The organism is Pseudomonas bharatica CSV86 (assembly GCF_000319305.2).
GTDB lineage: Bacteria > Pseudomonadota > Gammaproteobacteria > Pseudomonadales > Pseudomonadaceae > Aquipseudomonas > Aquipseudomonas bharatica.
The window spans coordinates 1,706,041-1,728,486 of record NZ_AMWJ02000001.1 but is presented as its reverse complement, the minus strand read 5'-3'; the positions used below and the strand labels follow the sequence as shown (position 1 = coordinate 1,728,486).

The following is a 22,446-nucleotide window of genomic DNA, read 5'->3' as shown; positions in this document are numbered from 1 at the left end:
ATGACCCATCCCTTGATCCGCACGCTGGCCCTGGCCGGCGCCTTGTCGAGCCTGCACGCCCAGGCCGCCGACCTTAACGCCCGGGATTTTTTCGGCGCCCCTTCTGGCACCAGCCTCGGCGTGCTGTATCTGCCGGCCACTCGCGCCGGCGACTTCCACGGCCCGGCCGATAGCACCGGCAAGGCCGAGCTGAAGGTCAATGCCGTGGCCTACCGCCAGGTGTTCTTCAGCGACCTTTGCGGCACCCTGTGTACCCCGCAGTTCATCGTGCCCTTCGCCGACATCGATGCGCGCCTGCCCGGCGCGAGCCGGCATACCGGGGAAAGCGGCTTCGGTGACCCGCAGGTGGGCGGCACGCTGTTTTTCATCAACGACCCGGCCAGCCGTACCTACAGCGGCCTGCTGACCCTGGTCACCCTGCCGGTCGGCGAATACCACGGGCAGAATCCGGACGTCTCGCCCGGTGCCAATCGCTGGGGCACCACCTTCGTTTACAACTACACCCGGGGCATCGGCGAGAAGTGGGTGCTGGAAGCCAACCTCGAAGCCCAGCTCTACGGCAAGAACAACGACTACTTCGGCAGCGACCTCAAGCAGGACCCGCTGTATCGTCTGCAAGCCTTCGCCTCCTACGACTTCACGCCCGCCACCTACGGCGCCCTGCGCCTGATCCATGCCGACGGCGGTGAACTGAAGATCGACGGCCAGCGCATCGACGACACCCACAAGCGCTACACCCAGGTGGGCTTCGAGCTCGGCCACTGGCTGGACCGGCAAAACCAGTTGATGTTCAGCCTGTCGCAGAACGTCGCCACCGACAACGGCTACCACGGGACCGACGCCTTGCTGCGCCTGGTCCATGTGTTCTGACGCGGAGATGCCCATGAGCAGCAAGCCCCTGTCCGCTGGATCCGCAACCGCTTCGTCGCACCTGGCCCTGCTGGCGGCCATCGTCCTGTTCGCCGCGATCACCCCGACCGTCCTCATGACCGCGCCGGCGGTGGCCGCGCAACTGGCCACCCAGTGGAACCTGAGCCCGTCACGGATCGGCGATCTGTTTTCCGCCGAACTGGGGGCCATGAGCCTGGCCACCCTTCCCGCCTTCTGGTGGCTCAAGCACGCCGACTGGCGACGGGTCGCCCTGCTCGCCGGCCTCGCTTTCATTTCTGCCAACCTGCTGTCGATCTACGCCATCGATTACTCCACGCTGCTGGCCCTGCGCTTTTGCAGCGCTTTGGCCGGCGGCTCGCTGATGATCGTGTGCCTGTCGAGCGCAGCGTCCACCAGCAATCCGAGCCGGGTCTACGGCCTGTGGGTCATGGGTCAGCTGGTGGTCGGGGCGATCGGCCTGAGCGTGCTGCCGCGCCTGTTCGGGCACTACGGGCTGGCCGCCTGCTACCTGTCGCTGGCGATACTGATGGCGCTGTTCCTGCCACTGGCGCGTTGCTTCCCGCAAGGTGCGCCGGCCGCACCAACGGGCCCCGACGCAGCGCCCTCGGCGAACAAAGGCAAGATCGTCCTGGGGATCCTCGGCATCCTTACCTTCTACATCAGCCTCAGCGGCGTGTGGACCTTCATCGGCGCGATCGGCGCCGCCGCCGGGATCGGCGCCGAAATCAGCGGCGAAGTGCTGGCCATCGCCACCCTGATGGGCATCGTCGGTGCCGGTTGCGCCTCGCTGATCGGCGAGCGCCTGCCGCGTGGCCTGCTGTTGCTGGCCGGCTACGGGCTGATGGTCGGTTCGGTGCTGCTGCTCCTCGGCCAACCGGCTCTGGCGCGGCTGGCGCTGGCGGCACTGGTGTTCAAGTTCACCTGGACCTTCATCCTGCCGCTGGTGCTCGCCTGCCTGGCCGACCTCGACCGCTCCGGCCGCCTGATGAACGCGTCCAACCTGGTGATCGGCGCCGGCCTGGCAATCGGCCCGGCCATTGCCGGGCGCCTGATCGAAAGCAGCGGCAGCTACCAGCCGCTGCTGATCGGCGCCGCCGTCCTGACCTTCACCTCCCTGCTGCTGATCCTCGGTTGCCGTCGCGGCGCCTGAGCCCTCCCTTCACCTGGAAAAAACGGAATCATCATGAGCCGAAACACTGCCTTTTTCTTCGACGAACTGAGCCTCTGGCACAGCGCCGGCCTGCATGCCCTGACCTTGCCGGTAGGCGGCTGGGTGCAGCCTCCGGCTGCGGCCGGACATGCCGAGTCACCGGAAACCAAGCGCCGCCTGAAAAGCCTGCTGGATGTCTCCGGCCTGACCCGCCGGTTACAGGTGCGCGGTGCGGCGCCTGCCAGCGAAGAGGATCTGCTGCGCGTCCACACGCCGGATTACCTGCAACGCTTCAGGGCCCTCAGCGATGCCGGTGGCGGCGAGCTGGGCCCGCACGCGCCAATCGGGCCGGGCAGCTACGGGATCGCCAGGCTGTCCGCCGGCCTGGCGATGGCGGCGGTAGACGCGGTGCTGGCTGGCGAGGTGGACAACGCCTATTCCCTGTCGCGCCCGCCGGGCCATCACTGCCTGGCCGACGGCGCCATGGGATTCTGCTTCCTGGCCAATATCGCCGTCGCCATCGAAGTGGCCAAGGCCAGGCGCGGGCTGGGCAAGGTGGCAGTGATCGACTGGGACGTGCACCACGGCAACGGCACCCAGTCGATCTTCGAGGAACGTGGTGACGTGCTGAGCATTTCCCTGCACCAGGACGGCTGCTTCCCGGCCGGCTACAGCGGCGAGGACGAGCGCGGGCGCGGCGCCGGGCTGGGCGCGAATATCAACATTCCCCTGCCGCCGGGCAGCGGGCATGCGGCCTATATCCACGCGATGGAGCGCATCGTGGTGCCGGCGCTGGAGCGTTTCGAGCCGGAACTGATCATCGTCGCCTGCGGCTACGACGCCAACGCCGTGGACCCGCTGGCGCGGATGCTGCTGCACAGCGACTCGTTCCGCGAGATGACCCGGCTGGTACGCGAAGCCGCCGAGCGCCTGTGCCAGGGGCGGCTGGTGCTGGTGCATGAGGGCGGTTACTCGGAGGCCTATGTGCCGTTCTGCGGGCTGGCGACGATCGAGGAGCTGGCAGGCGTGAGGACCGGGGTGGACGATCCGATGCTGGAGTTCGTGCAGTTGCAGCAGCCGGTCGAGACCGTGGCAGCGTTCCAGCGGCAGTGGGTCGAGGGCCTGGCAGGCCGGTGCCTGCCCTGAGGGCAAGGGGGTTGTCGAGCATCCCTCTATCCACACGGCCGTGAATAGTGGCAGGATGCCGCATCACTCCCGGAGCATTGCCATGCCCTTGTCGAAACCACCCAGACTGCCTGCGAGGTTCTGATGCCAACCCTGCGTGCGATCGTCGATGACTGGTACGACAAGGCCTGGGGGGCGCACAAAAGCGGCAAGAAAGGCCTGCTCCCGGAACTGGAGCGCTCGCCACTGATGTGGCGAAGCTCCAGTCCCTGGAAGTGTGAACCGGGAGACGTCCAGTTCAGCAATACCAAGGAAAGCAGCTACACCTCCAAGCTGCCCAGGCTCGACACCAGGACGCTGGAACAGAACTGGAGAAGCGTTCGCCTGGGCCTGTCCAGCGGCAGCTTTGTCGGCGAGGAACAACTGAACCCGCTGATCCCGCGAATGCACAGCAAGAACGTGGTCAAGCGCGTGAAGGCCCGGGTGAAATCCAGCGGCCTGAACGCCTCGATGGTGGTCAGGCGCGAGCTGGCCTCGGTCGCCGACAACACGCTATTCATCAAGGGTACCCTGGAGGATGGCTCCCCCCTGTCCGCTGCCGTGTGGTTCGAGCGCGCCACGGTGGCCTGGAGACTGCAGTCCTGGTGCGGCATCGTCGTTAAAGACATCACGAACCATCCTTCCCTGCACGGCATCTATGAACACCCGAACGCCCTGACCCTGGACAACGGCCTGAACAGCCTGAGTTTTGGCGAGCCGATATTCATCGAGTCGTCGGTGGTTGTCGCGGGCTCGGCGACCACCATTCCCGTACTGGCGGGCGCGCACTATTACGTGGGTTTCAGGTTCGGCCCGAACCTACAACGGGCGGTGCGCAAACGCACGCCCCTGGTGCTGATCGGCAACCAGATGAACGCCAGTGCCTGGCGTTCGACGCCCTTCGACTTGAGCTTCACCGATCTGGAACTGCGCAATTGCACCCTGTTGATCAAGACCCGCCAACTCGATGACGGCGGCACCCTGGTCTGGGACAGCCGCTGCTACCTGGAGGGTCGCGGTCTCGGTGGGCAACGTTACCGCACGGAACTGGGCAGCGATAACTGCATCCTGCGCTGGAACCTGCAGCTCAGCGCCAGTCTCGATTACGATCCAGCAGACGTGCATGAAACCGACTCACCACAAAACGCCGAGCTGGCCGGGGCCGAGGAGGACTTTTTCCTCGACTCGCCGGCGACCTACCCGCCCCTGCAGAAACTGGAACGCTACGATGCCTGGCTCGGCGGTGCGGCGTGGCGCAGTGGCGACATTACGTCGGAGATCTATGGGTCGCTGGCCGAGGCGCAGTTCCTTCACCTGCAGTTCGGCATCGCCCTGACCAGCCTCAAGACCACCGACGCCGCCCTGGTCTTTCGCGGCACGCCGACGGTCAACAGGCCATCCGACGCCTTCACCTGGCACCGCTCGCTGTTCCGCGTTGCCGTAGGCCAGCCGTTCAATAGCGGGCAGCGGCGCATCAGCCATGAATCCCATATCCGGATAATGGCCGGCGACATCCCCTGCGAAGGCTTTTTCGAACCGCGGGAGGACAAACCCATCCTGAACCTGCGCCCGGCACGCGACACGGATATTCCCCGCTTTGCCGCAGGCCTCAAGATTGATATCCCGGCCGACACCCTGCCTGCCGTCGACCAGTTCACCCTGCGTTTCAACCTGATCAGCGGCCGCGGCCAGGTAATCGCCAGCAATGACGGAGACTTCCAGTTGCTCGACCCCTCGGAGGAACCCTGATGCCCGCAGTACGCATCATCAGCTGGAACATCTTCAACTTCGCCGCCGGCAAGAACGGCGTACTGAGCCGGGCCGACAGTACCGAGCGCATGCTGGAAGTGGTGCATCCGGCCACCGGAGCTGCCGCCTGCGACATCTTCGTGATCATCGAACCGGTGACCAAGAAGGCCAAGGTCGGTGCGATCGCCACGGGCGGCGGCCCCACCGGCGGCACGCAGATCCTCGGCATGCTCCAGTCGCGGGCTACCGGCGGTGCCGACTGGGCCGTCGCCGACACCCTGTGCATCTACAGCAAGACCAAGGGCGAGACGGTACTGGTGTTCTATCGCACGCCCGTGGTGACCATCAGCGCAGGCCCGGTGCTGCTGTCGAACGTGGCCGCGGTAATGCCCAACTGGCGCATCCTCAATGTCCGGGAAAGCTGCCCTTTCCACATCACCTTCAGCCTGACCGGCAGCGGCACCACGTTCGAGCTGATCGCCCAGCATGCCCCCAGCCCCAGCTACGGTCATGCCAACAACCGCAAGGCCAATGTCGGTGTGCAGCAGGTCGGCGTGCATGCCAGCGTGACCGGCAATACGCGGGTGGTGTACCTGGGCGACCTGAACCTGTGCGGCGTTCCCGACCCGACCCTGGCGCCCGCCTGCGATCTCACCGGCCATGACGATGACCGCACTACCTTGAACAACCTGGGTATGACCCTGGTGGCCGGGGAGGATCGCTCCAGCCTGAAAAAGGGCGCAGCGCAATACACCACCTACCGTGAGCACGCCTACGACAACATCCTCGCCAAAGGCCATACCGCCGTTGCCAACGCGGCCGTCATCGACCTGATCGCGCCGCTGATCACCACGTACCAGTTGACCAAGCCGGGCGCCATCGCGGCCAATGTGTTCGCCAGCAAGTCGCTGTTCTACAAGGTCCGCATCGGCAAGAACCGCGGCATCAGCGATCACCTGCCGATCAAGGTCACGGTCACCTTCTGAGTCAGTCCCAGAGCAACGCGTCGTCCGGCAATTCCAGCCATTGCGCGTCCTCGATCTCGCCCGGCTCCGCCTCTTGATCGTCTTCATCCTCAGGAGGCGCGGCGGTCAGCAGGATATCCGCACGCTCCACCAACTGGGTGGTCTCGTTGCGCTGCAGGGTGACCTCGATATGCCAATCGCCGGCGGGCAGCTCCTGCTTCGGCACCGAGGCGTAGCCCTGGTCGTCGAGGGTACCTTCGGCCAGGGTTGTCTCTTCCAGCATCAGTCGATACGGCACCTTGGCCAGCGGGGCATTGTCCTCGTCCAGCAAGCTGACTTCGATCATCGGTTCCTGACAGGGCAGGATCGGACTGCCCAGGGCAGTGGACGCCGGCAGTGCCGCCACCGCCGAATCCATGGCCGCATAGCTGGCCACGGGGTCGTCATCGACGGGCACCTCCGTCGGCGGGACCACGGCGAACGACTGTGGTTGCAGCATCATGCCCTCGCCCTCCGCTCCAGCAACCATTCGCGCACATCGCCATCGAGCAAATCGAGGCGATCGGCCGGACGCAGGCGGGTGTCGCCGAGCCGCAGATGGACCCAGTCCAAGTCCGCCCGACTCAAGTCATGGTCCAGGGCCATGGCCATATTGGCCAGACGCAGTACATCCGGCCGCTCCTTGATTCCATAGCCGAGCGCCACCTGACCAACGCTGCGCAAGCGCGTCAGCAGCGCCTGCGGGCCGAGGCGCTCGCACCGCTGCGGCCAATGCCTGCTGACACACGCAGCGACGGCCTTGAGGAATACCTCGTCGGTGGCCTGGGCCAACTGCTGCATCTGCAGGTTATTGATCAGCAGCATCACGGCTCTCCTCCCCTGGCTCGAAAACCCGCCAGCTCGTGCCCTCGTCAAGCTCGACCACCAGCCGCCGCATGGGCCCGAGCAGCGCCCGGTATTGCAAGGCATCGCAGGTGGGAAGAAATACCGACAGCACCCGGGGATCGTAGAAACGGAAATTCAGGACACGCCTGTCTTCGGTACGCACCCGCAGGAATTTCTTGCAGTGGCGGCGCAGGCGGTCCATCGACAGGTCCGCCGGCGCCACCAGCAGGATGCCCCAGGCATTGCCCCAGCCCAGGTCCAGCAGGGTCAGGCTGGCCGGAGCCCGCGCCGGCAGCCTGACCAGCCACGGCGCCGCGGCCTTGAGGCGCGGAATCAACTCGCCTGAATACAGGCAATCGCACGTCAGTCCGCTGCGCTCCAGCCACGGCAGTATCGCCGGATCCCGGGCACCATCGAGCAAGGCGTAGACCTGCTGGTCGTCGGCGTCGCCCCCAGGCCAGAGCAGGTCGGGCAGGCGCTCCAGCGCAGAAAGCCCGGACAGGTTCTCGGTCATCGCTTGCCCTCGCAGATTTCACAGAATGGCGTGCCTCGTTCGGCCGCCTGCTCCAGCACGGCCGCCTGGGCGTCTTGTACCGCTTCGATAGGTTGCTGGACAGGATCCGCCACGGCGGGCGCCTGGGCTTTGGCCTGCTCGCAGATCTCGCAAAAAGGCATGGCCTGCTGTGCCGCCTGCTCCAGCACCTGTGCCTGGGCATCCTGGACCTGCTCGGCCGCTGTCGGCTCGACGGCTGCCAGGGCGGCAGCCGGTTGTGCCTTGGCCAGCTCGCACGCCTCGCAGAACGGCGCCGCCTCCTGCGCGGCCTGCTCGAGCATTGCGGCGAGGGTGTCCTGGGCCTCGGCCTGCGCCGGCGACGTTGCAGGCACCTCCTTGGCCACCGCCACGGGCACCACCGCCTCCACCCGTTCTGGCTGCGGCGCTGGCGGCGCCGGGGCAGCGACCACGGTAACGGCTTCGGCAGCATGGGTAATGACTTGCGCACGCCAGGCATAACGATCAGCGCGCAGGTTGCCGAACTGCAATTCATTGGCGACCTGATGCAGTACCTGTTCGTCGCTGAGGCGGTGAATCAGCAAGGTCTGCCGGGCCAGCATCGCGCGCAGTTCCAACAGCCGGTCGCGCAAGTGAAACTGCACGAACGCCTCGGCCTGCCAGGCATCCCCGAGGTCGACGCGCCGCTGCCAGGACAGGTTGCCACCGTCACGGGCAATGGCCGGGAACTCGGCCTGTTCGCACAGGCCGATCTGTTCCACGCCGTCGGCAAGCCATATGCGCATGGTCGTCCCGGGAAGTCGAAAAATGTGCCGACACACTACCGCGAGCAATGGCCTTTAGCCAGATCAGCACGAAAGCCGCAGTGGCGCCGTTCAGGATTTCTACCGAACGTAGGTCAATAAGCCACAAAAAAAGCCGGGATTTGCTTGACCCACGCCAGAATCCTCCCCTTAAATCCGCACATTCTTACAAAAATAACGGCCGCCGCCAGGCTTCCTCAAGGGACGTCCCATGCTCAGCACCGCCCTCGATAACGCTCGTGTCATGGCTCTCAACGACCAGGCCGGGCATTACAAAGCCCACGGTTACCTGGACAAGGCGGAGCAATGCTTCATCGAGGCACTCGACCTCGCCGAAAGCGTCGACAGCTTCGATCCCGCCCTTCTCGCCACGCTTCGCGACGGCCTCGCCGGCCTGCGCTGGGAGCAGCAACGCCACGCCGAAGCGGAGGCCCTGTACCTGGAGGTGCTGAGCACCCGGGAACAGCTGTTCTCCAGCAGCCACCGACTGGTCGGGCAAAGCCTGCAGACACTTGGCAATTGCTACCTCAAGCAGGGCCGCATCGGCGAAGCGGCGCGCATGCTGGAACGGGCGGTGCAGGTCTACCGCGAAGACACCCCGACGACCTGGAGCCGGTCAGTGCCTGCCTGGCTTCGCTGGGGCTGGCTCATCTGCAGCAGGACAACCTGGCGGCGGCGCACAAGGCATTCAGCGAATCGCTGGGTATCTACCAGGTGCAACAGCCGCGAGACGAACAGGTGATCGCGGTGCTGGGCGAGCAGTTGAAGATGATCGAGCATCTGGGCAAGGGGGCCTGGTGGAAGTTCTGGTAAAGAACGGTTAGCACGGCCCCTGTGGGAGCTGGCTTGCCAGCGATAGCTAGGGTGAATTCACTGGAGCTATCGCTGGCAAGCCAGCTCCCACAGAGTCCGCGGTGCTTTCCGACTATCTGCCTCCTGCAAAACCCGCCAAGAAGGATTATTCTTCGAAAACATCTCCCCGCCCCAGACTATGTGAGAAGCGAATATGAAGATCGATGACATGGACGCTTTCGTCGCGGTCATCCGCTGCCAGTCGACCAACCTGGCCGCCGAGGCCTTGCAGTTGACCCAACCGGCGATCACCCGGCGGGTACAGAATTTCGAGGAAGACCTGGGCGCCAACCTGCTCGATCGCAATACCAAGCCGCTCAAGCCGACGCCCATGGGCTGGCGTGTGTACGAACAGTGCAAGGCGATCCTGCGCGAGATCGATACCCTGCGCGAGCTGGTCGCCAGCGACGGTGCGCCCAGCGGCACCCTGCGCCTCGGCGTGCCGCAGACCATCGGCGACGTGGTCCTGCTCGACGCCCTGGCGAAGATTCGCGAAGCCTACCCGGACCTGCGTACCCAGGTGGTCAGCGGCTGGGGCAGCTCGTTGATCTCGCGCATGGAAAACGGTGACCTCGACGCCGCTGCGGCCCTGTTCCCTACCGGCAAGATCTTCCCCGAAGGCATCGCCAGCCGCTCCATCGGGCGCATGCAATTGAGGGTCGTGGCGGCCAAGGGCACCGCCGGCAAGAAAAGCCACAAGCTCAAGGACTGCTACCTGCGCGGCTGGGTGCTCAACCCCGATGGCTGCGGTTTCCGCGCAGGTTTGCAACGGGCGTTGAGCGAACAGGGGTTGTCATTGCAGATCAACCTGGAAACCTTCGGCACCGAGCTGCAACTGGGCCTGGTCGCCAATGGTCAGGGCCTGGGCCTGGTACCGGAACCCCTGCTCGCGGCCAGCCGGCATCGCGACCAGCTGGAAGTGCTGAACGTCACCGATTTCAAGCCCCAGGTCGATCTCTGGCTGTTCCATCCGCGCTACCTGGGCAATCTGCAGGAGCCGGTGGAGTTGTTCGGCGCGGTATCGGCCCAGCGCCTGGACACGCACAAAATAGCCTGATTGCATTTTGAAAATCTTGATTATGTCTTTTTCTGATAATTAACTTAGAACCAAAAAGCCTTTCACAAGCCCGTTTCAGACGCTTATGTTCGCTTTACCGACCCCGACCTGGTGGAGGCAAATGGATTTCCGTCGCCGCCAGAGGGTCGTCCCCTCTCCCCGTTTTCGGGTCGCCCTCCGGTTGTCTGCGGAACCGCTATCCCAAGCTCGCGGTTGCCCATGCGGCAACCTTATGGAGAACGCGATATGGGGCTCACCCGTAGAGATCTGGTAACCCGCCTGGCCGCCATCGGCGGCTATTCGGCGGCATTGGGCGGCCTGTCCGCCCTTGGTCTGCCCGGCAGCGCCCGGGCGGCAAGTTTCGAACCCCTGAACCTGGCCAGCCGCACCGGCAACGGCAAGCGCGTGCTGATCGTCGGCGGCGGCATCAGCGGCCTGGTTTCGGCCTACGAGTTACGCAAGGCCGGTTTCGAAGTGAAGGTGCTGGAAGCACGCAACCGCATCGGCGGGCGCGTCTGGACCCTGCGCAACGGCGACCAGGTCGAACACAACGACGGCAGCAAGCAGACCGTGGCCTTCGACGACGGCCTGTTCTTCAACGCCGGCGCCGCGCGCCTGCCCAGCCACCACCTGACCATCCTCGGCTACTGCCGCGAACTCGGCGTGCCCCTGGAGGTGCTGGTCAACAGCAGCCGCAACGCCCTCGCCCAGCCGGACCTGGCGCAGCCCCCTCTGCTGCTGCGCCAGGCGGTCAACGACACCCGCGGTCATCTCAGCGAACTGCTGGCGCGCAGCGTGCAGCGCAATACCCTCGACCAGGAGCTGAATGCCGGCGAACGCAAGGCGCTGCTGGATTTCCTCAAGGTCTATGGCGACCTCAACGACGAGCGCCAGTACCGCGGTTCGGTGCGCTCCGGCTATACCCGCTTCGCCGGCGCCGGCGACCAGACGCCGGTGCAACGTACGCCAGTGGAACTGAAGCGCCTGCTCGACAGCAACCTGCTGCTGCCGCTGGTGTTCGACGAAATCCCGGAGTTCTCGGCAACCATGTTCCAGCCCGTGGGCGGCATGGACCAGATCCCCAAGGCGCTCTATCGCCAGGTCAAGGACGCGGTGCAGCTCAACGCCGAGGTGCAGTCGATCCAGACCTCGGACAGCGGCAGCCGGGTGGTATGGCGCGACCGCCTCACTGGCCGCCAGCACATCGAGGATGCCGACTACGCGGTGGTCGCCCTGCCCTTGCCGCTGCTGCGCCGGCTCGACAGCAACTTCACCCCGGCCTTCAAGCAGGCCATGGAGCTGGCCAAGCCGGACAAGGCCAACAAGGTCGCCTGGCAGTCACCCCGCTTCTGGGAGACCGACTTCCAGATCTACGGCGGGCTTTCCTATATCAACCATGAAGCGCGTTTCCTCTGGTACCCGAGCGATCGCCTGAACAGCCCGCAAGGCGTGCTGGTCGCCACCTACAACACCAGCGAAGTCGCCGAGTCCTTTGCCGCCAAGCCCTGGGATGCGCAACTCGCCTCGTCGCGCAGCGCGGTGGAATCCCTGCACCCCGGCCACTCGCACAAGCTCGGCCGTGGCGTGGTGGTCAACTGGTCGAAGATCCCCTTCAGCGAAGCCCCGTGGATCGTCCACGACGAAGTCGCCCAGCCCGGCTACGACATTCTCAACCAGCCGCAAGGCCGCACCTGGCTGGCCAGCGATGCCCTGGCCCATGGCGGGGTCGGCATCTGGCAGAACAGCGCCGCCGAATCGGCGCGGCGGGTGGTCGGCCTGATCGCACAACACGCCAAGCAAACCCATGCCGGCGTCGCCGCCGCCTGAACCACGACAAGGAACGTCCCATGAAAAACATTCCCGCCCTTACCCTCGGAGCCCTGATGAGCCTGACGCTGTACACCGCCCACGCCGACAGCATCCAGCGTATCGACCCGCCGGGTTCCAGCTTCCCCATTTCCCAGGTCGTCACGGTGCCGGCGTCGGCGAAGCTGACCTTCGTCAGCGGCACCCTGCCTGACGTCGCCGACCCCAAGGCGCCGAAAGGCAGCATCGCCGCCTACGGCAATACCGAAACCCAGACCCTGTCGGTGCTCAACAAGCTGCAAGCCATCCTCAAGGCCCAGGGCCTGGGCCTGGGCGATATCGTGCAGTTGCGAGTGTTCCTCGTGGGCGATCCGGACAAGGGTGGCAACCTCGACTTCGCCGGGCTGCAGGCCGCCTACACGCGCTTCTTCGCCACCGCCGAGCAACCGAACAAGCCAACCCGCACCGCCTTGCAGGTGGTCGCCCTACCGCTGCCTGGCGCCCTCGTCGAAATCGAAGCCATAGCCGCCAAAGCCCCATAAGCCACCGGGACCGCTCCCGGACATAAAACAGAACAGGAAACACGCCTTGAACACTGCCCGACTTTCCCGTTGGCCGGTGGCGACGGCGCGCACCCCGCTGTTGGGTGCCGCGCTGCTTGCCGGCCTTAACTTCCCCGTCGCCCAGGCCGAAGAAGCCGGTACCGACACCGCGGCCTCGCGCCTGGAGACCGTGATCGTCACCGGTAGCCGCGGCAGCGAAAAACGCACCGTGACCACCAGCCCCGCGCCGATCGACGTGATCAGCGCCAAGCAATTGCAGGACACCGGCAAGCCAGGCCTGATGGAGGCCCTGAGCGCCACCGTGGCCTCCTTCACCCTCCCGGAAAAGACCGGCTGGGATGCCAGCGGCATGGCCCGGGCGCCTAGCCTGCGCGGGCTGAATGCGGCGCAGGTGCTGGTATTGGTCAATGGCAAGCGCCGCCACACCAGCGCCACCCTCAACATCAGCGGGATCAACGCCGGCGCCGCCCCGGCCGACCTGGACCTGATCCCGATCAGCGCCATCGACCATGTCGAGGTGCTGCGCGATGGCGCCGCCGCCCAGTACGGCTCCGACGCCATCGCTGGGGTGATCAACGTGATCCTCAAGGCCGATACCAGCGGCACCGCGGTAACCAACGTCGGCCAGGGCTACGACGGCAAGAAGCAGACCGTGCAGCAAAGCCTGAACAAGGGCTTCGAGATCGGCCAGGACGGCGTGCTGCAACTGGCGCTGGACGCGCGCAGCCAGAACGACGACAACAAGGCCAGCGCCAACGGCTATAGCGTCGCCGAGGCCCACGAGAAAGCCGGCAAGGTCACCTACGGCGGCTACGGCACGCCGAAGATCAACCTGCTGACCCTGGGCTACAACGCCGAACTGCCGATCCACGACGACCTGAGCCTGTACTCCTTCAGCACCTGGTCGTACCGCAAGGCCGAGCAGGGCCAGAACTTCCGCCTGCCGACCATCGTCAACACCATCACCACCGGCCCCAACGGCCGGCCTTCGGGCTATACGCCAACCTGGTACATCGAAGAGCAGGACTTCCAGGCGGCCCTCGGCGCCAAGGGCCTGGTCGGCGAGTGGGACTGGGACCTGTCCAGCACCTACGGGCGCAACGATGCCGAACAGGGCACGTGGAACAACCAGAACCCGTCTCTCGGTGAAGCGACACCCAATCACTTCAAGTCCGGCACCTGGATCTCCACGCAGCTGACCAGCAACCTCGATCTGCACCGCGGTTTCGACGTGGGCCTGAGCAAGCCGCTGGACCTGTCGTGGGGCCTGGAGCAGCGCCGCGACGGTTACGAAGTGGAAGAAGGCGACTGGGCCAGCTGGGCCGACGGCGGTTACTGCCGCGCGCCGGGGCAATGCGCCTCGTCCGGGGCCCAGGTAACCAACGGCATCTCGCCCGACCAGACCGACAAGACCCACCGCAACAGCGTCGCCAGCTACGTGGACGTCGGTTTCAACCCGCTGCCGCAGTGGTATGTCGGCACTGCCCTGCGCTACGAGCACTACGATCAGGGCATCGGTGCCACCCGCAGCGGCAAGCTCAGCACCCGCTACGAGTTCACCCCGCAGCTGGCGGTGCGGGCCACGGTGAGCAACGGCTTCCGCGCACCGTCCCTGGCCAACAGCCTGTTCAGTGCACGCTCCACCACCTATGGCGTGGTCGACGGGGTCTACCAGTCGATCAACTATGGCGTGCTGCCGGTGGACTCGGCGGCAGCCAAAGCCCTGGGTGCCGAAGCACTCAAGCCGGAGCGATCGACCAACTACAGCCTCGGCCTGACCTTCCAGCCAAGTGACCGGCTGTCGTTCACCGCCGATGCCTACGTGATCAACGTGCGCGACCGCATCACCCTGACCGGGACCCTGCTTGGCCCGGAAGTCACCCAGACCCTGATCGCCAACGGCATCGACTCGACCTCCGGCGGCCAATACTTCACCAACGGTGCCAACACCCGGACCAAGGGTGTGGACCTGGTCGGCAACTACGACCAGGACCTCGGCGGCTACGGCAGCGTGAAGTGGACAGCGGCGTGGAACTGGAACGACACCGAGATCCTTTCGTACAAGGAGAACGTCAACATCCTCGGCAAGGACTACGCCCTCATGGACCGCCAGGCACGCAACCTGATCTCCGGGGTGCAGCCCAGGACCAAGCTGCTGCTGGGTGGGAGCTGGAAGCTGGATGACTACACCGTGAACCTCGGGCTGACCCGCTATGGCTCGTACCGCGAGGTCAACGATGCCAACGACCGCTCGCTGGACCGGGTATACAAGGCGCGCTGGATCACCGACCTCGACGTCGGCTACCAGTTGACCAAGGACCTGAACCTGGCGGTAGGCGCGAAGAACCTGTTCGACATCTATCCGGAACGCCAGGCGCCGAGCAGCAAGACCATGACCAAAGGATACGGGGTCTATTCGCCGTATGGCTTTACCGGGGGCTATTACTACACGCGGTTGACCTATGACTTTTGATTGACCTTTCGGACCTCATCGCTGGCAAGCCAGCTCCCACAGGCTTACGCGATCCCTGTGGGAGCTGGCTTGCCAGCGATGAGGCCCTCAAGTTCAAGATTCAATTCACTGATATAAACCAATCTTAAAATGCACAACTTACATAATTAGCATAGAAGAAAATGTGCTTTCACAGCACAGCCCGCAACAGCTTAAGGTCTACCCCACAGTCCGACCCCATGCCAGGCGGAGGCCATCACGAACTCCCCTCTCCTCAAGGAGCCAAGCATGAGCAAGCGACAGATCAAACTCGGCGCAATGATCCACGGTGTCGGCCACGGTTGGGGCGAATGGCGCCATCCCGATGCGCTGGCCGATGCCAGCGTCAACTTCGGCTACTACAAGCAGCAGGCGCAACTGGCCGAAGCAGCCAGGTTCGACTTCGCCTTCATCGCCGACAGCCTGCATATCCACGCCAAGTCCAGCCCCCACTACCTCAACCGCTTCGAACCGCTGACCGTGCTTTCGGCCCTGGCCGCCGTGACCGAGCATATCGGCCTGGTGGCGACCATTACCGTCAGCTACACCGAGCCCTTCCAGGTGGCCCGCCAACTGGCTTCCCTGGACCATATCAGCGGCGGTCGCGCCGGCTGGAACGTGGTCACCTCCTGGCTGTCCGGCACCGCCGACAACTTCGGCAAGGCCGAGCACCCGCCCCATGCCGAGCGCTACCGCATCGCCAAGGAACATGTGCAGGTGGTCCAGGGCCTGTGGGATTCCTGGGAAGACGATGCCTTCACCCGCGACAAGCAGAGCGGCGAGTTCTTCGACCCGGAAAAACTCCATGCGCTGAACCACCAGGGCGAGTTCTTCAAGGTCAAGGGCCCGCTGAACATCGCCCGTTCGCGCCAGGGCCAGCCGCTGATCTTCCAGGCCGGAACCTCCGAGGACGGGCGTAACTTCGCCGCGCGTCAGGCCGATGCGATCTTCGTCAGCCCCGAGGGTTTCAGCGAAGCCCGCGCCTACTACCAGGACCTCAAGCAACGCGCCCGCAACTTCGGGCGCAATGCCGAAGAGCTGTTCATCCTCCCGGGCATCCGCCCCATCGTCGGTGTCGATGCCGAAGACGCCGAGCGCCGCTATCAGCAGGCGGTGGACCTGGTCAGCATCGATGACGCCCTGGTCGCCCTCGGCCGGCCGTTCAACGACTACGACTTCAGCGGCCATGACCTCGACGCGCCCTTCCCCGATCTCGGCGACCTCGGCAGCCAGAGCCACAAGGGCTCGTCCGACCAGCTCAAGCGCATCGCCCGCGAAGAGGGCCTAACCCTGCGCCAGGTCGCGCTGCGTTTCTCCGCGCCAAAGCGCGACTTCGTCGGCACCGCCGAAGAAGTCGCCAATGCCGTGCAGGACTGGTTCGAACACGAAGCGGCGGACGGTTTCATCATCAATTCCCTATTGCCGGACGGCCTGCAGCGCTTCACCGAACTGGTGGTGCCGGTACTGCAAGCCCGCGGCCTGCTGCGTCGCGACTACGAGGGCCAGACCCTGCGCGACAACTTCGGCCTGGCCGTGCCGGCCAACCGCAATACCTTGCGTCGCACCCAGGAAGCGGTCGCCTGAACCGCCCGAGCCCCCACACACAAGGAGTTTGCTTCATGAGTCTCGAATTCATCGGCCTGATCGGCCCCCAGGAAGGCAGCGAATCCCAGGCGCCGCGCGGCCCCGGCGTTGACCTGGATTTCATCAAGGCCTTTGCCCAGGCCCAGGAATACGGCGGTTTCGACAAGGCCCTGCTGGCGGTCAATACCAGTGCTGCCGACTCGCTGATCATCGCCAGCCACGTTGCCGCCTACACCGAGAAACTCGGCCTGCTGGTAGCCCACCGTCCGGGCTTCCAGGCGCCGACCTTCGCCGCGCGCCAGTTCGCCACCCTCGACCAGCTCAGCCGCGGTCGCGCCTCGATCAACGTGATCACCGGCGCCGACAGCGGCGACCTGCAACGCGACGGCGATTTCATCGACAAGGATGCGCGCTACGCCCGCACCGAAGAGTACCTGGACGTGGCCAAGCAGGTCTGGACCGCGACCCAGCCGTTCAGCCACCAGGGCGCGCATTACCGGGTCGAGGAAAACCTGACCCTGGTCAAGCCGCTGCAGAAACCGCATATCCCGATCTACTTCTCCGGTGCCTCGGACGCGGCGGTGGAAGTCGCGGCCAAACATGCCGACGTCTACATGATGTGGGGCGAGCCCCTGGAACAGGTGCGCGAGCGCATCGCCAAGGTGCGCCGGGCAGCGGCGAAATACGGGCGGGAAAAGCACATTCGCTTCAGCCTGTCGCTGCGGCCGATCCTCGGGGCTACCGAGGAGGAAGCCTGGGCCCGGGCCGAGCGGATCCTCGCGGACGCCAAGGTGCTGCACGAGCAGCGCGCCGGCAAGCGTCGCGAACTGAACGTTGGCAGGAACAACGTCGGCTCCTCGCGCCTGGTGGAACTGGCGAGCCAGAAGGTGGTGCACGACAAGCGCCTGTGGACTGCGATTGCCGCCCTCACCGGCGCCGCAGGCAACTCGACCTCGCTGGTCGGCACCCCGGACCAGGTCGCCGAGGCGGCGCTGGAGTACTACAACCTTGGAATAACGACCTTCCTGTTCCGCGGTTTCGACCAGTTGCGCGACGCGGTGGAGTACGGGCAGGAATTGCTGCCGCGGATTCGCTCGCTGGTGGCGCAGCAGGCGCAGGGGAAACGGGCCAACGGTTGAGGCCCTGATAATCGCTGGCAAGCCAGCTCCCACAGTGTCCTGTGGGAGCTGGCTTGCCAGCGATGAGGCCCTCAAGAACACCACAAGGTCCAGAGCAAAAAAAACCGCCGGCAGCCCTGCCGGCGGTTCAAACGTAGCGCAGATATGAAGATATTGCCGTCGCACGCAAAGGGACCTGTTCCAGTGGTGCGCCGCCAGTATCCGCGTCCGCTCCCCTGCCCGCTTGCCTGTCCCTGCCAGTCGCTTGCATCTGGTTGCCAAGGCCCAACTATCAACGCCAGACGATAATCCCCGACTTCCATCATTCCCCGTGATAGTCACCTTCGCTTCATTCGATTCGTCCGCGCCCGCGGCAAAACGCAGAATCCGCCCACTATCAATACATTGGCGGAGTTTTCCATGGAGCAGTCACTCAAACCCTTGCGCTATCCCCTTGCTGCGTTGGCCCTTCTGGTGATGAGTGCCTGCGGTCGCACCCCGGAAGCGGTGCAGGCTCCAGGGGCGCCCAAGGTCAGCGTAGCCAAGGTGATCGAGCAACCGATCAACGAATGGGACGAGTTCACTGGCCGTCTCGAGGCCCCGGAAACCGTCGAGGTGCGTCCGCGCGTCTCCGGCCAGATCGACCAGGTGGCGTTCACCGAGGGCGCCCAGGTACAGAAAGGCGATCTGCTGTTCCAGATCGATCCACGCCCGTTCCAGGCCGAGGTCCGCCGCCTCGAAGCCCAGCTGCAACAAGCCCGCGCCACCGCCATCCGCTCGGAAAACGAAGCCCAGCGCGGTGAACGCCTGCGCAACAGCAATGCGATTTCCGCCGAACTGGCCGAATCGCGCACCAGCGCCGCTGCCGAAGCACGCGCCGGTGTCGCGGCTATCCAGGCGCAACTGGACCTGGCCAAGCTGAACCTGAGTTTCACCCGGGTCACCGCGCCGATCAGCGGCCGGGTCAGCCGCGCACAGTTCACCGCCGGCAACATCGTCACCGCCGACGTCACCCCGCTGACCAGCGTGGTCTCCACCGACCGCGTCTACGCCTATTTCGATGCCGACGAGCGCGTGTACCTCAAGTACACCCAGCTGGCACGGGAAGGCCAGCGCGGCCAGATCACCCCGGTGTACCTGGGCCTGTCCAACGAAGCCGGCAACCCGCACCTGGGCCAGATGAACTTCGTCGATAACCAGGTCAACCCCAGGACCGGCACCATCCGCGGTCGTGCAGTCTTCGACAACCGCGACGGCCAGTTCACCCCGGGCCTGTATGCGCGGCTGAAACTGGTGGGCAGCGCCACCTACTCCGCGGTGCTGATCAACGATGAAGCCGTGGGCACCGACCTGGGCAAGAAGTTCGTACTGGTCATGGACAAGGACAACAAGGCCGACTACCGCGCCGTCGAGCTGGGGCCGAAACTCGAGGGCCTGCGTATCGTGCGCAGTGGCCTGTCCAAGGACGACCGCATCGTGGTCAAGGGCCTGCAACGGGTACGCCCGGGCTCGCCGGTCACCCCTGAAGAAACGCCGATGGCGAGCGAAGCCACCCTCGCTGCCCTCGCCCAACAGCGCCAGGCCCTGGAAGCCGCCAACCGTCAGCCTGCCGACAACGGCAAGGCCACGGCGAAGCTCGCCAGCGCCGCGACTCCACGCGGTTAAGGGACCACACCCATGAATTTCTCCCGTTTCTTCATCACCCGGCCGATCTTCGCCGCGGTGCTTTCCCTGCTGATCCTGATCGCCGGCGCGATTTCGCTGTTCCAGTTGCCGATCAGCGAATACCCGGAAGTGGTGCCACCCACCGTCGTGGTCCGCGCCAACTTCCCCGGCGCCAACCCCAAGGTGATCGGTGAAACCGTCGCCGCGCCGCTGGAGCAGGCCATCACCGGTGTCGAGAACATGCTGTACATGTCCTCGCAGTCCACTGCCGACGGCAAGCTGACCCTGACCATCACCTTCGCCCTGGGTACCGACCTGGACAACGCCCAGGTCCAGGTACAGAACCGCGTGACGCGAACCCAGCCGAAGCTGCCGGAAGAGGTGACGCGCATCGGCATCACCGTCGACAAGGCCTCGCCCGACCTGACCATGGTCGTGCACCTGACCTCGCCGGATAACCGTTACGACATGCTCTACCTGTCGAACTACGCGATCCTCAATATCAAGGACGAGCTGGCCCGCCTGGGCGGCGTCGGCGACGTGCAGTTGTTCGGCATGGGCGACTATTCCCTGCGGGTCTGGCTCGACCCGAACAAGGTCGCTTCGCGCAACCTGACCGCCGCCGATGTGGTCAGCGCCATCCGCGAGCAGAACCGCCAGGTCGCTGCCGGCCAGCTCGGTGCGCCACCCGCGCCGAACGCCACCAGCTTCCAGCTTTCGGTCAACACCCAGGGCCGCCTGGTCAGCGAGGACGAGTTCGAGAACATCATCATTCGCTCCGGCGCCGACGGCGAGATCACCCGCCTGAAAGACATCGCCCGGGTCGAGCTGGGCTCCAGCCAGTACGCCCTGCGTTCGCTGCTGAACAACCAGCCGGCGGTGGCCATCCCGATCTTCCAGCGCCCGGGCTCCAATGCCATCGAGATCTCCGACGAAGTGCGGGCGAAGATGGCCGAGCTCAAGCAGAGCTTCCCCGAAGGCATGGACTACAGCATCGTCTACGACCCGACCGTGTTCGTCCGTGGCTCGATCGAAGCCGTGGTACATACGCTGTTCGAAGCGCTGATCCTCGTGGTTCTGGTGGTGATCCTGTTCCTGCAGACCTGGCGCGCCTCGATCATCCCGCTGGTGGCGGTTCCGGTGTCGCTGATCGGTACCTTCGCGGTTATGCACCTGTTCGGTTTCTCGCTCAACGCCCTGTCGCTGTTCGGCCTGGTACTGGCCATCGGTATCGTGGTGGACGACGCCATCGTTGTGGTGGAGAACGTCGAGCGCAACATCGAACTCGGCCTGCCGCCGCTGGAAGCAACCAAGAAGGCCATGGGCGAAGTGACCGGCCCGATCATCGCCACCGCCCTGGTGCTGTGCGCCGTGTTCGTCCCGGCGGCGTTCATCTCCGGCCTTACCGGGCAGTTCTACAAGCAGTTCGCCCTGACCATCGCCATCTCCACGGTGATCTCGGCCTTCAACTCGCTGACCCTGTCGCCGGCCCTGGCTGCCGTGCTGCTGAAGGGGCACCACGAGCCGAAGGACCGTTTCTCGCGGCTGCTGGAGCGCTTGCTCGGCGGCTGGCTGTTCCGTCCGTTCAACCGCTTCTTCGAGCGTGCCAGCCATAGCTACGTGGGCACCGTCGGCCGGGTCATCCGCCGCAGTGGCGTGGCGCTGTTCGTCTATGCCGGGCTGATGGGCCTGACGTACCTGGGCTTCTCGTCCACCCCGACCGGTTTCGTTCCGGCCCAGGACAAGCAGTACCTGGTGGCCTTCGCGCAGTTGCCGGACGCGGCGAGCCTCGACCGCACCGAAGCGGTAATCAAGAAGATGAGCGAAATCGCCCTGAAACAACCGGGCGTGGCCGACTCGGTGGCCTTCCCGGGCCTGTCGATCAACGGTTTCACCAACAGCCCGAACAGCGGCATCGTGTTCACTCCGCTCAAGCCGTTCGACGAGCGCAAGGACCCGAGCCAGTCGGCCGGTGCCATCGCCGCCGCGCTGAACGCGCAGTTCGCCGACATCCAGGACGCCTACATCGCGATCTTCCCGCCACCGCCGGTACAGGGGCTGGGCACCATCGGCGGTTTCCGCCTGCAGATCGAGGACCGTGGCAACCTGGGCTATGAAGCGCTGTACAAGGAAACCCAGAACATCATCGCCAAGAGCCACAACGTGCCGGAACTGGCCGGCCTGTTCACCAGCTACCAGGTGAACGTGCCCCAGGTCGATGCCGCCATCGACCGCGAGAAAGCCAAGACCCACGGCGTGGCCATCAGCGATATCTTCGACACCCTGCAGATCTACCTGGGCTCGCTGTACGCCAACGACTTCAACCGTTTCGGCCGTACCTACCAGGTCAACGTCCAGGCCGAGCAGCAGTTCCGCCTCGACGCCGAGCAGATCGGCCAGTTGAAGGTGCGCAACAACCAGGGCGAGATGATCCCGCTGGCGACCTTCATCAAGGTCAGCGACACCTCCGGCCCCGACCGGGTCATGCACTACAACGGCTTCATCACCGCCGAGATCAACGGCGCCGCGGCGCCGGGCTACAGCTCCGGCCAGGCGGAAAAAGCCATGGAAAAACTGCTCAAGGAAGAACTGCCCAACGGCATGACTTTCGAATGGACCGAGCTGACCTACCAGCAGATCCTTGCCGGTAACACCGCGCTGTTCGTCTTCCCGCTCTGCGTGCTGCTGGCCTTCCTGGTGCTGGCCGCCCAGTACGAAAGCTGGAGCCTGCCGCTGGCGGTGATCCTGATCGTACCGATGACCCTGCTCTCGGCGATTACCGGGGTGATCCTGTCCGGTAGCGACAACAACATCTTCACCCAGATCGGCTTGATCGTACTGGTGGGGCTGGCGTGCAAGAACGCGATCCTGATCGTCGAGTTCGCCAAGGACAAGCAGGCCGAAGGGCTCGATCCGCTGGCCGCGGTACTGGAAGCCTGCCGCCTGCGCCTGCGGCCGATCCTGATGACCTCGTTCGCCTTCATCATGGGTGTGGTACCGCTGGTGTTCTCCTCCGGCGCCGGTGCGGAAATGCGTCATGCCATGGGCGTGGCGGTGTTCTCCGGGATGATCGGGGTGACCATCTTCGGCTTGCTGCTGACCCCGGTGTTCTTCGTTCTGATCCGCCGTTATGTCGAGCGCAAGCAGGCGCGCAAAGCGGCCCGCCTGACCGCGCAAGGGAGCCACGCATGA

The 22,446-nt window shown here is 65.0% G+C and carries 18 protein-coding genes; 14 read left to right on the top strand and 4 right to left on the bottom strand.

Features of this window, described 5'->3' with window-relative positions:
- From CSV86_RS07570 to CSV86_RS07550, 5 genes are all read left to right on the top strand, one after another.
- Positions 1 to 870, top strand: a complete 870-nt coding sequence (locus CSV86_RS07570; RefSeq protein WP_009407266.1) for a transporter — start codon at positions 1 to 3, stop codon at positions 868 to 870.
- 7 nt (positions 871 to 877) lie between these two features.
- Positions 878 to 2,041 carry an MFS transporter gene (locus CSV86_RS07565; protein ID WP_037062257.1) on the top strand — a complete coding sequence of 388 codons (1,164 nt, stop codon included), beginning with the start codon at positions 878 to 880 and terminating at the stop codon, positions 2,039 to 2,041.
- A gap of 33 nt (positions 2,042 to 2,074) precedes the next feature.
- Positions 2,075 to 3,187: a histone deacetylase-like amidohydrolase gene (locus CSV86_RS07560; RefSeq protein WP_009407268.1), complete on the top strand. Its 1,113-nt coding sequence runs from the start codon at positions 2,075 to 2,077 to the stop codon at positions 3,185 to 3,187.
- 123 nt (positions 3,188 to 3,310) lie between these two features.
- Positions 3,311 to 4,954, top strand: a complete 1,644-nt coding sequence (locus CSV86_RS07555) for a hypothetical protein (RefSeq protein WP_009407270.1) — start codon at positions 3,311 to 3,313, stop codon at positions 4,952 to 4,954.
- Entirely contained in the window at positions 4,954 to 5,940 is a 987-nt protein-coding gene (locus CSV86_RS07550; RefSeq protein ID WP_009407272.1) for an exonuclease/endonuclease/phosphatase family protein, read from the top strand. Before CSV86_RS07555 ends, CSV86_RS07550 begins: the two co-directional genes overlap by 1 nt.
- A gap of 1 nt (position 5,941) precedes the next feature.
- Here the strand turns inward: CSV86_RS07550 and CSV86_RS07545 are convergent, their stop codons facing one another.
- From CSV86_RS07545 to CSV86_RS07530, 4 genes are read right to left on the bottom strand one after another with little or no spacing between them, the layout of a single operon-like run.
- The gene (locus CSV86_RS07545) at positions 5,942 to 6,421 is read right to left on the bottom strand and encodes a hypothetical protein (RefSeq protein WP_009407274.1); all 480 of its coding nucleotides are present in this window, start codon (positions 6,419 to 6,421) and stop codon (positions 5,942 to 5,944) included.
- Positions 6,418 to 6,783: a hypothetical protein gene (locus CSV86_RS07540; protein ID WP_009407276.1), complete on the bottom strand. Its 366-nt coding sequence runs from the start codon at positions 6,781 to 6,783 to the stop codon at positions 6,418 to 6,420. The genes CSV86_RS07545 and CSV86_RS07540 overlap by 4 nt, the downstream gene beginning before the upstream one ends.
- Complete coding sequence (locus CSV86_RS07535) at positions 6,767 to 7,318, bottom strand: DUF4123 domain-containing protein (RefSeq protein ID WP_009407278.1); 552 nt, start codon at positions 7,316 to 7,318, stop codon at positions 6,767 to 6,769. The genes CSV86_RS07540 and CSV86_RS07535 overlap by 17 nt, the downstream gene beginning before the upstream one ends.
- Positions 7,315 to 8,100: a hypothetical protein gene (locus CSV86_RS07530; RefSeq protein WP_009407280.1), complete on the bottom strand. Its 786-nt coding sequence runs from the start codon at positions 8,098 to 8,100 to the stop codon at positions 7,315 to 7,317. Before CSV86_RS07530 ends, CSV86_RS07535 begins: the two co-directional genes overlap by 4 nt.
- A gap of 229 nt (positions 8,101 to 8,329) precedes the next feature.
- Here CSV86_RS07530 and CSV86_RS07525 point away from each other — a divergent pair, with 229 nt between their 5' ends.
- The 9 genes from CSV86_RS07525 (at position 8,330) to CSV86_RS07485 (ending at position 22,446) form a co-directional block, all read left to right on the top strand.
- Positions 8,330 to 8,860: a tetratricopeptide repeat protein gene (locus CSV86_RS07525; RefSeq protein ID WP_170394487.1), complete on the top strand. Its 531-nt coding sequence runs from the start codon at positions 8,330 to 8,332 to the stop codon at positions 8,858 to 8,860.
- Between the two features lie 264 nt (positions 8,861 to 9,124).
- Entirely contained in the window at positions 9,125 to 10,027 is a 903-nt protein-coding gene (locus CSV86_RS07520) for a LysR family transcriptional regulator (protein ID WP_009407283.1), read from the top strand.
- A 246-nt stretch (positions 10,028 to 10,273) separates the two neighbouring features.
- Positions 10,274 to 11,854, top strand: a complete 1,581-nt coding sequence (locus CSV86_RS07515; protein WP_009407285.1) for a flavin monoamine oxidase family protein — start codon at positions 10,274 to 10,276, stop codon at positions 11,852 to 11,854.
- A gap of 20 nt (positions 11,855 to 11,874) precedes the next feature.
- Positions 11,875 to 12,375, top strand: coding sequence for a RidA family protein (locus tag CSV86_RS07510; RefSeq protein ID WP_009407287.1), 501 nt, complete (start codon positions 11,875 to 11,877; stop codon positions 12,373 to 12,375).
- A gap of 46 nt (positions 12,376 to 12,421) precedes the next feature.
- Entirely contained in the window at positions 12,422 to 14,869 is a 2,448-nt protein-coding gene (locus CSV86_RS07505; protein ID WP_009407289.1) for a TonB-dependent receptor plug domain-containing protein, read from the top strand.
- 267 nt (positions 14,870 to 15,136) lie between these two features.
- Entirely contained in the window at positions 15,137 to 16,471 is a 1,335-nt protein-coding gene (locus CSV86_RS07500; RefSeq protein ID WP_009407298.1) for an LLM class flavin-dependent oxidoreductase, read from the top strand.
- 35 nt (positions 16,472 to 16,506) lie between these two features.
- The gene (locus CSV86_RS07495; protein ID WP_009407300.1) at positions 16,507 to 17,610 is read left to right on the top strand and encodes an LLM class flavin-dependent oxidoreductase; all 1,104 of its coding nucleotides are present in this window, start codon (positions 16,507 to 16,509) and stop codon (positions 17,608 to 17,610) included.
- 399 nt (positions 17,611 to 18,009) lie between these two features.
- Positions 18,010 to 19,254 (top strand): multidrug efflux RND transporter periplasmic adaptor subunit MexE, encoded by a 1,245-nt coding sequence (gene mexE / locus CSV86_RS07490; RefSeq protein ID WP_009407302.1) that lies wholly within the window; start codon positions 18,010 to 18,012, stop codon positions 19,252 to 19,254.
- Positions 19,255 to 19,266: 12 nt separating this feature from the next.
- Positions 19,267 to 22,446, top strand: a complete 3,180-nt coding sequence (locus CSV86_RS07485) for an efflux RND transporter permease subunit (RefSeq protein WP_009407304.1) — start codon at positions 19,267 to 19,269, stop codon at positions 22,444 to 22,446.

Coding starts and splice junctions, on each gene's coding strand:
- CSV86_RS07495 (WP_009407300.1), top strand. CDS start 16,507: ATGAGTCTCGAATTCATCGGCCTGATCGGCCCCCAGGAAGGCAGCGAA.
- CSV86_RS07515 (WP_009407285.1), top strand. CDS start 10,274: ATGGGGCTCACCCGTAGAGATCTGGTAACCCGCCTGGCCGCCATCGGC.
- CSV86_RS07545 (WP_009407274.1), bottom strand. CDS start 6,421: ATGATGCTGCAACCACAGTCGTTCGCCGTGGTCCCGCCGACGGAGGTG.
- CSV86_RS07500 (WP_009407298.1), top strand. CDS start 15,137: ATGAGCAAGCGACAGATCAAACTCGGCGCAATGATCCACGGTGTCGGC.
- mexE (WP_009407302.1), top strand. CDS start 18,010: ATGGAGCAGTCACTCAAACCCTTGCGCTATCCCCTTGCTGCGTTGGCC.
- CSV86_RS07550 (WP_009407272.1), top strand. CDS start 4,954: ATGCCCGCAGTACGCATCATCAGCTGGAACATCTTCAACTTCGCCGCC.
- CSV86_RS07535 (WP_009407278.1), bottom strand. CDS start 7,318: ATGACCGAGAACCTGTCCGGGCTTTCTGCGCTGGAGCGCCTGCCCGAC.
- CSV86_RS07510 (WP_009407287.1), top strand. CDS start 11,875: ATGAAAAACATTCCCGCCCTTACCCTCGGAGCCCTGATGAGCCTGACG.
- CSV86_RS07560 (WP_009407268.1), top strand. CDS start 2,075: ATGAGCCGAAACACTGCCTTTTTCTTCGACGAACTGAGCCTCTGGCAC.
- CSV86_RS07530 (WP_009407280.1), bottom strand. CDS start 8,100: ATGCGCATATGGCTTGCCGACGGCGTGGAACAGATCGGCCTGTGCGAA.
- CSV86_RS07570 (WP_009407266.1), top strand. CDS start 1: ATGACCCATCCCTTGATCCGCACGCTGGCCCTGGCCGGCGCCTTGTCG.
- CSV86_RS07485 (WP_009407304.1), top strand. CDS start 19,267: ATGAATTTCTCCCGTTTCTTCATCACCCGGCCGATCTTCGCCGCGGTG.
- CSV86_RS07540 (WP_009407276.1), bottom strand. CDS start 6,783: ATGCTGCTGATCAATAACCTGCAGATGCAGCAGTTGGCCCAGGCCACC.
- CSV86_RS07525 (WP_170394487.1), top strand. CDS start 8,330: ATGCTCAGCACCGCCCTCGATAACGCTCGTGTCATGGCTCTCAACGAC.
- CSV86_RS07565 (WP_037062257.1), top strand. CDS start 878: ATGCCCATGAGCAGCAAGCCCCTGTCCGCTGGATCCGCAACCGCTTCG.
- CSV86_RS07555 (WP_009407270.1), top strand. CDS start 3,311: ATGCCAACCCTGCGTGCGATCGTCGATGACTGGTACGACAAGGCCTGG.
- CSV86_RS07520 (WP_009407283.1), top strand. CDS start 9,125: ATGAAGATCGATGACATGGACGCTTTCGTCGCGGTCATCCGCTGCCAG.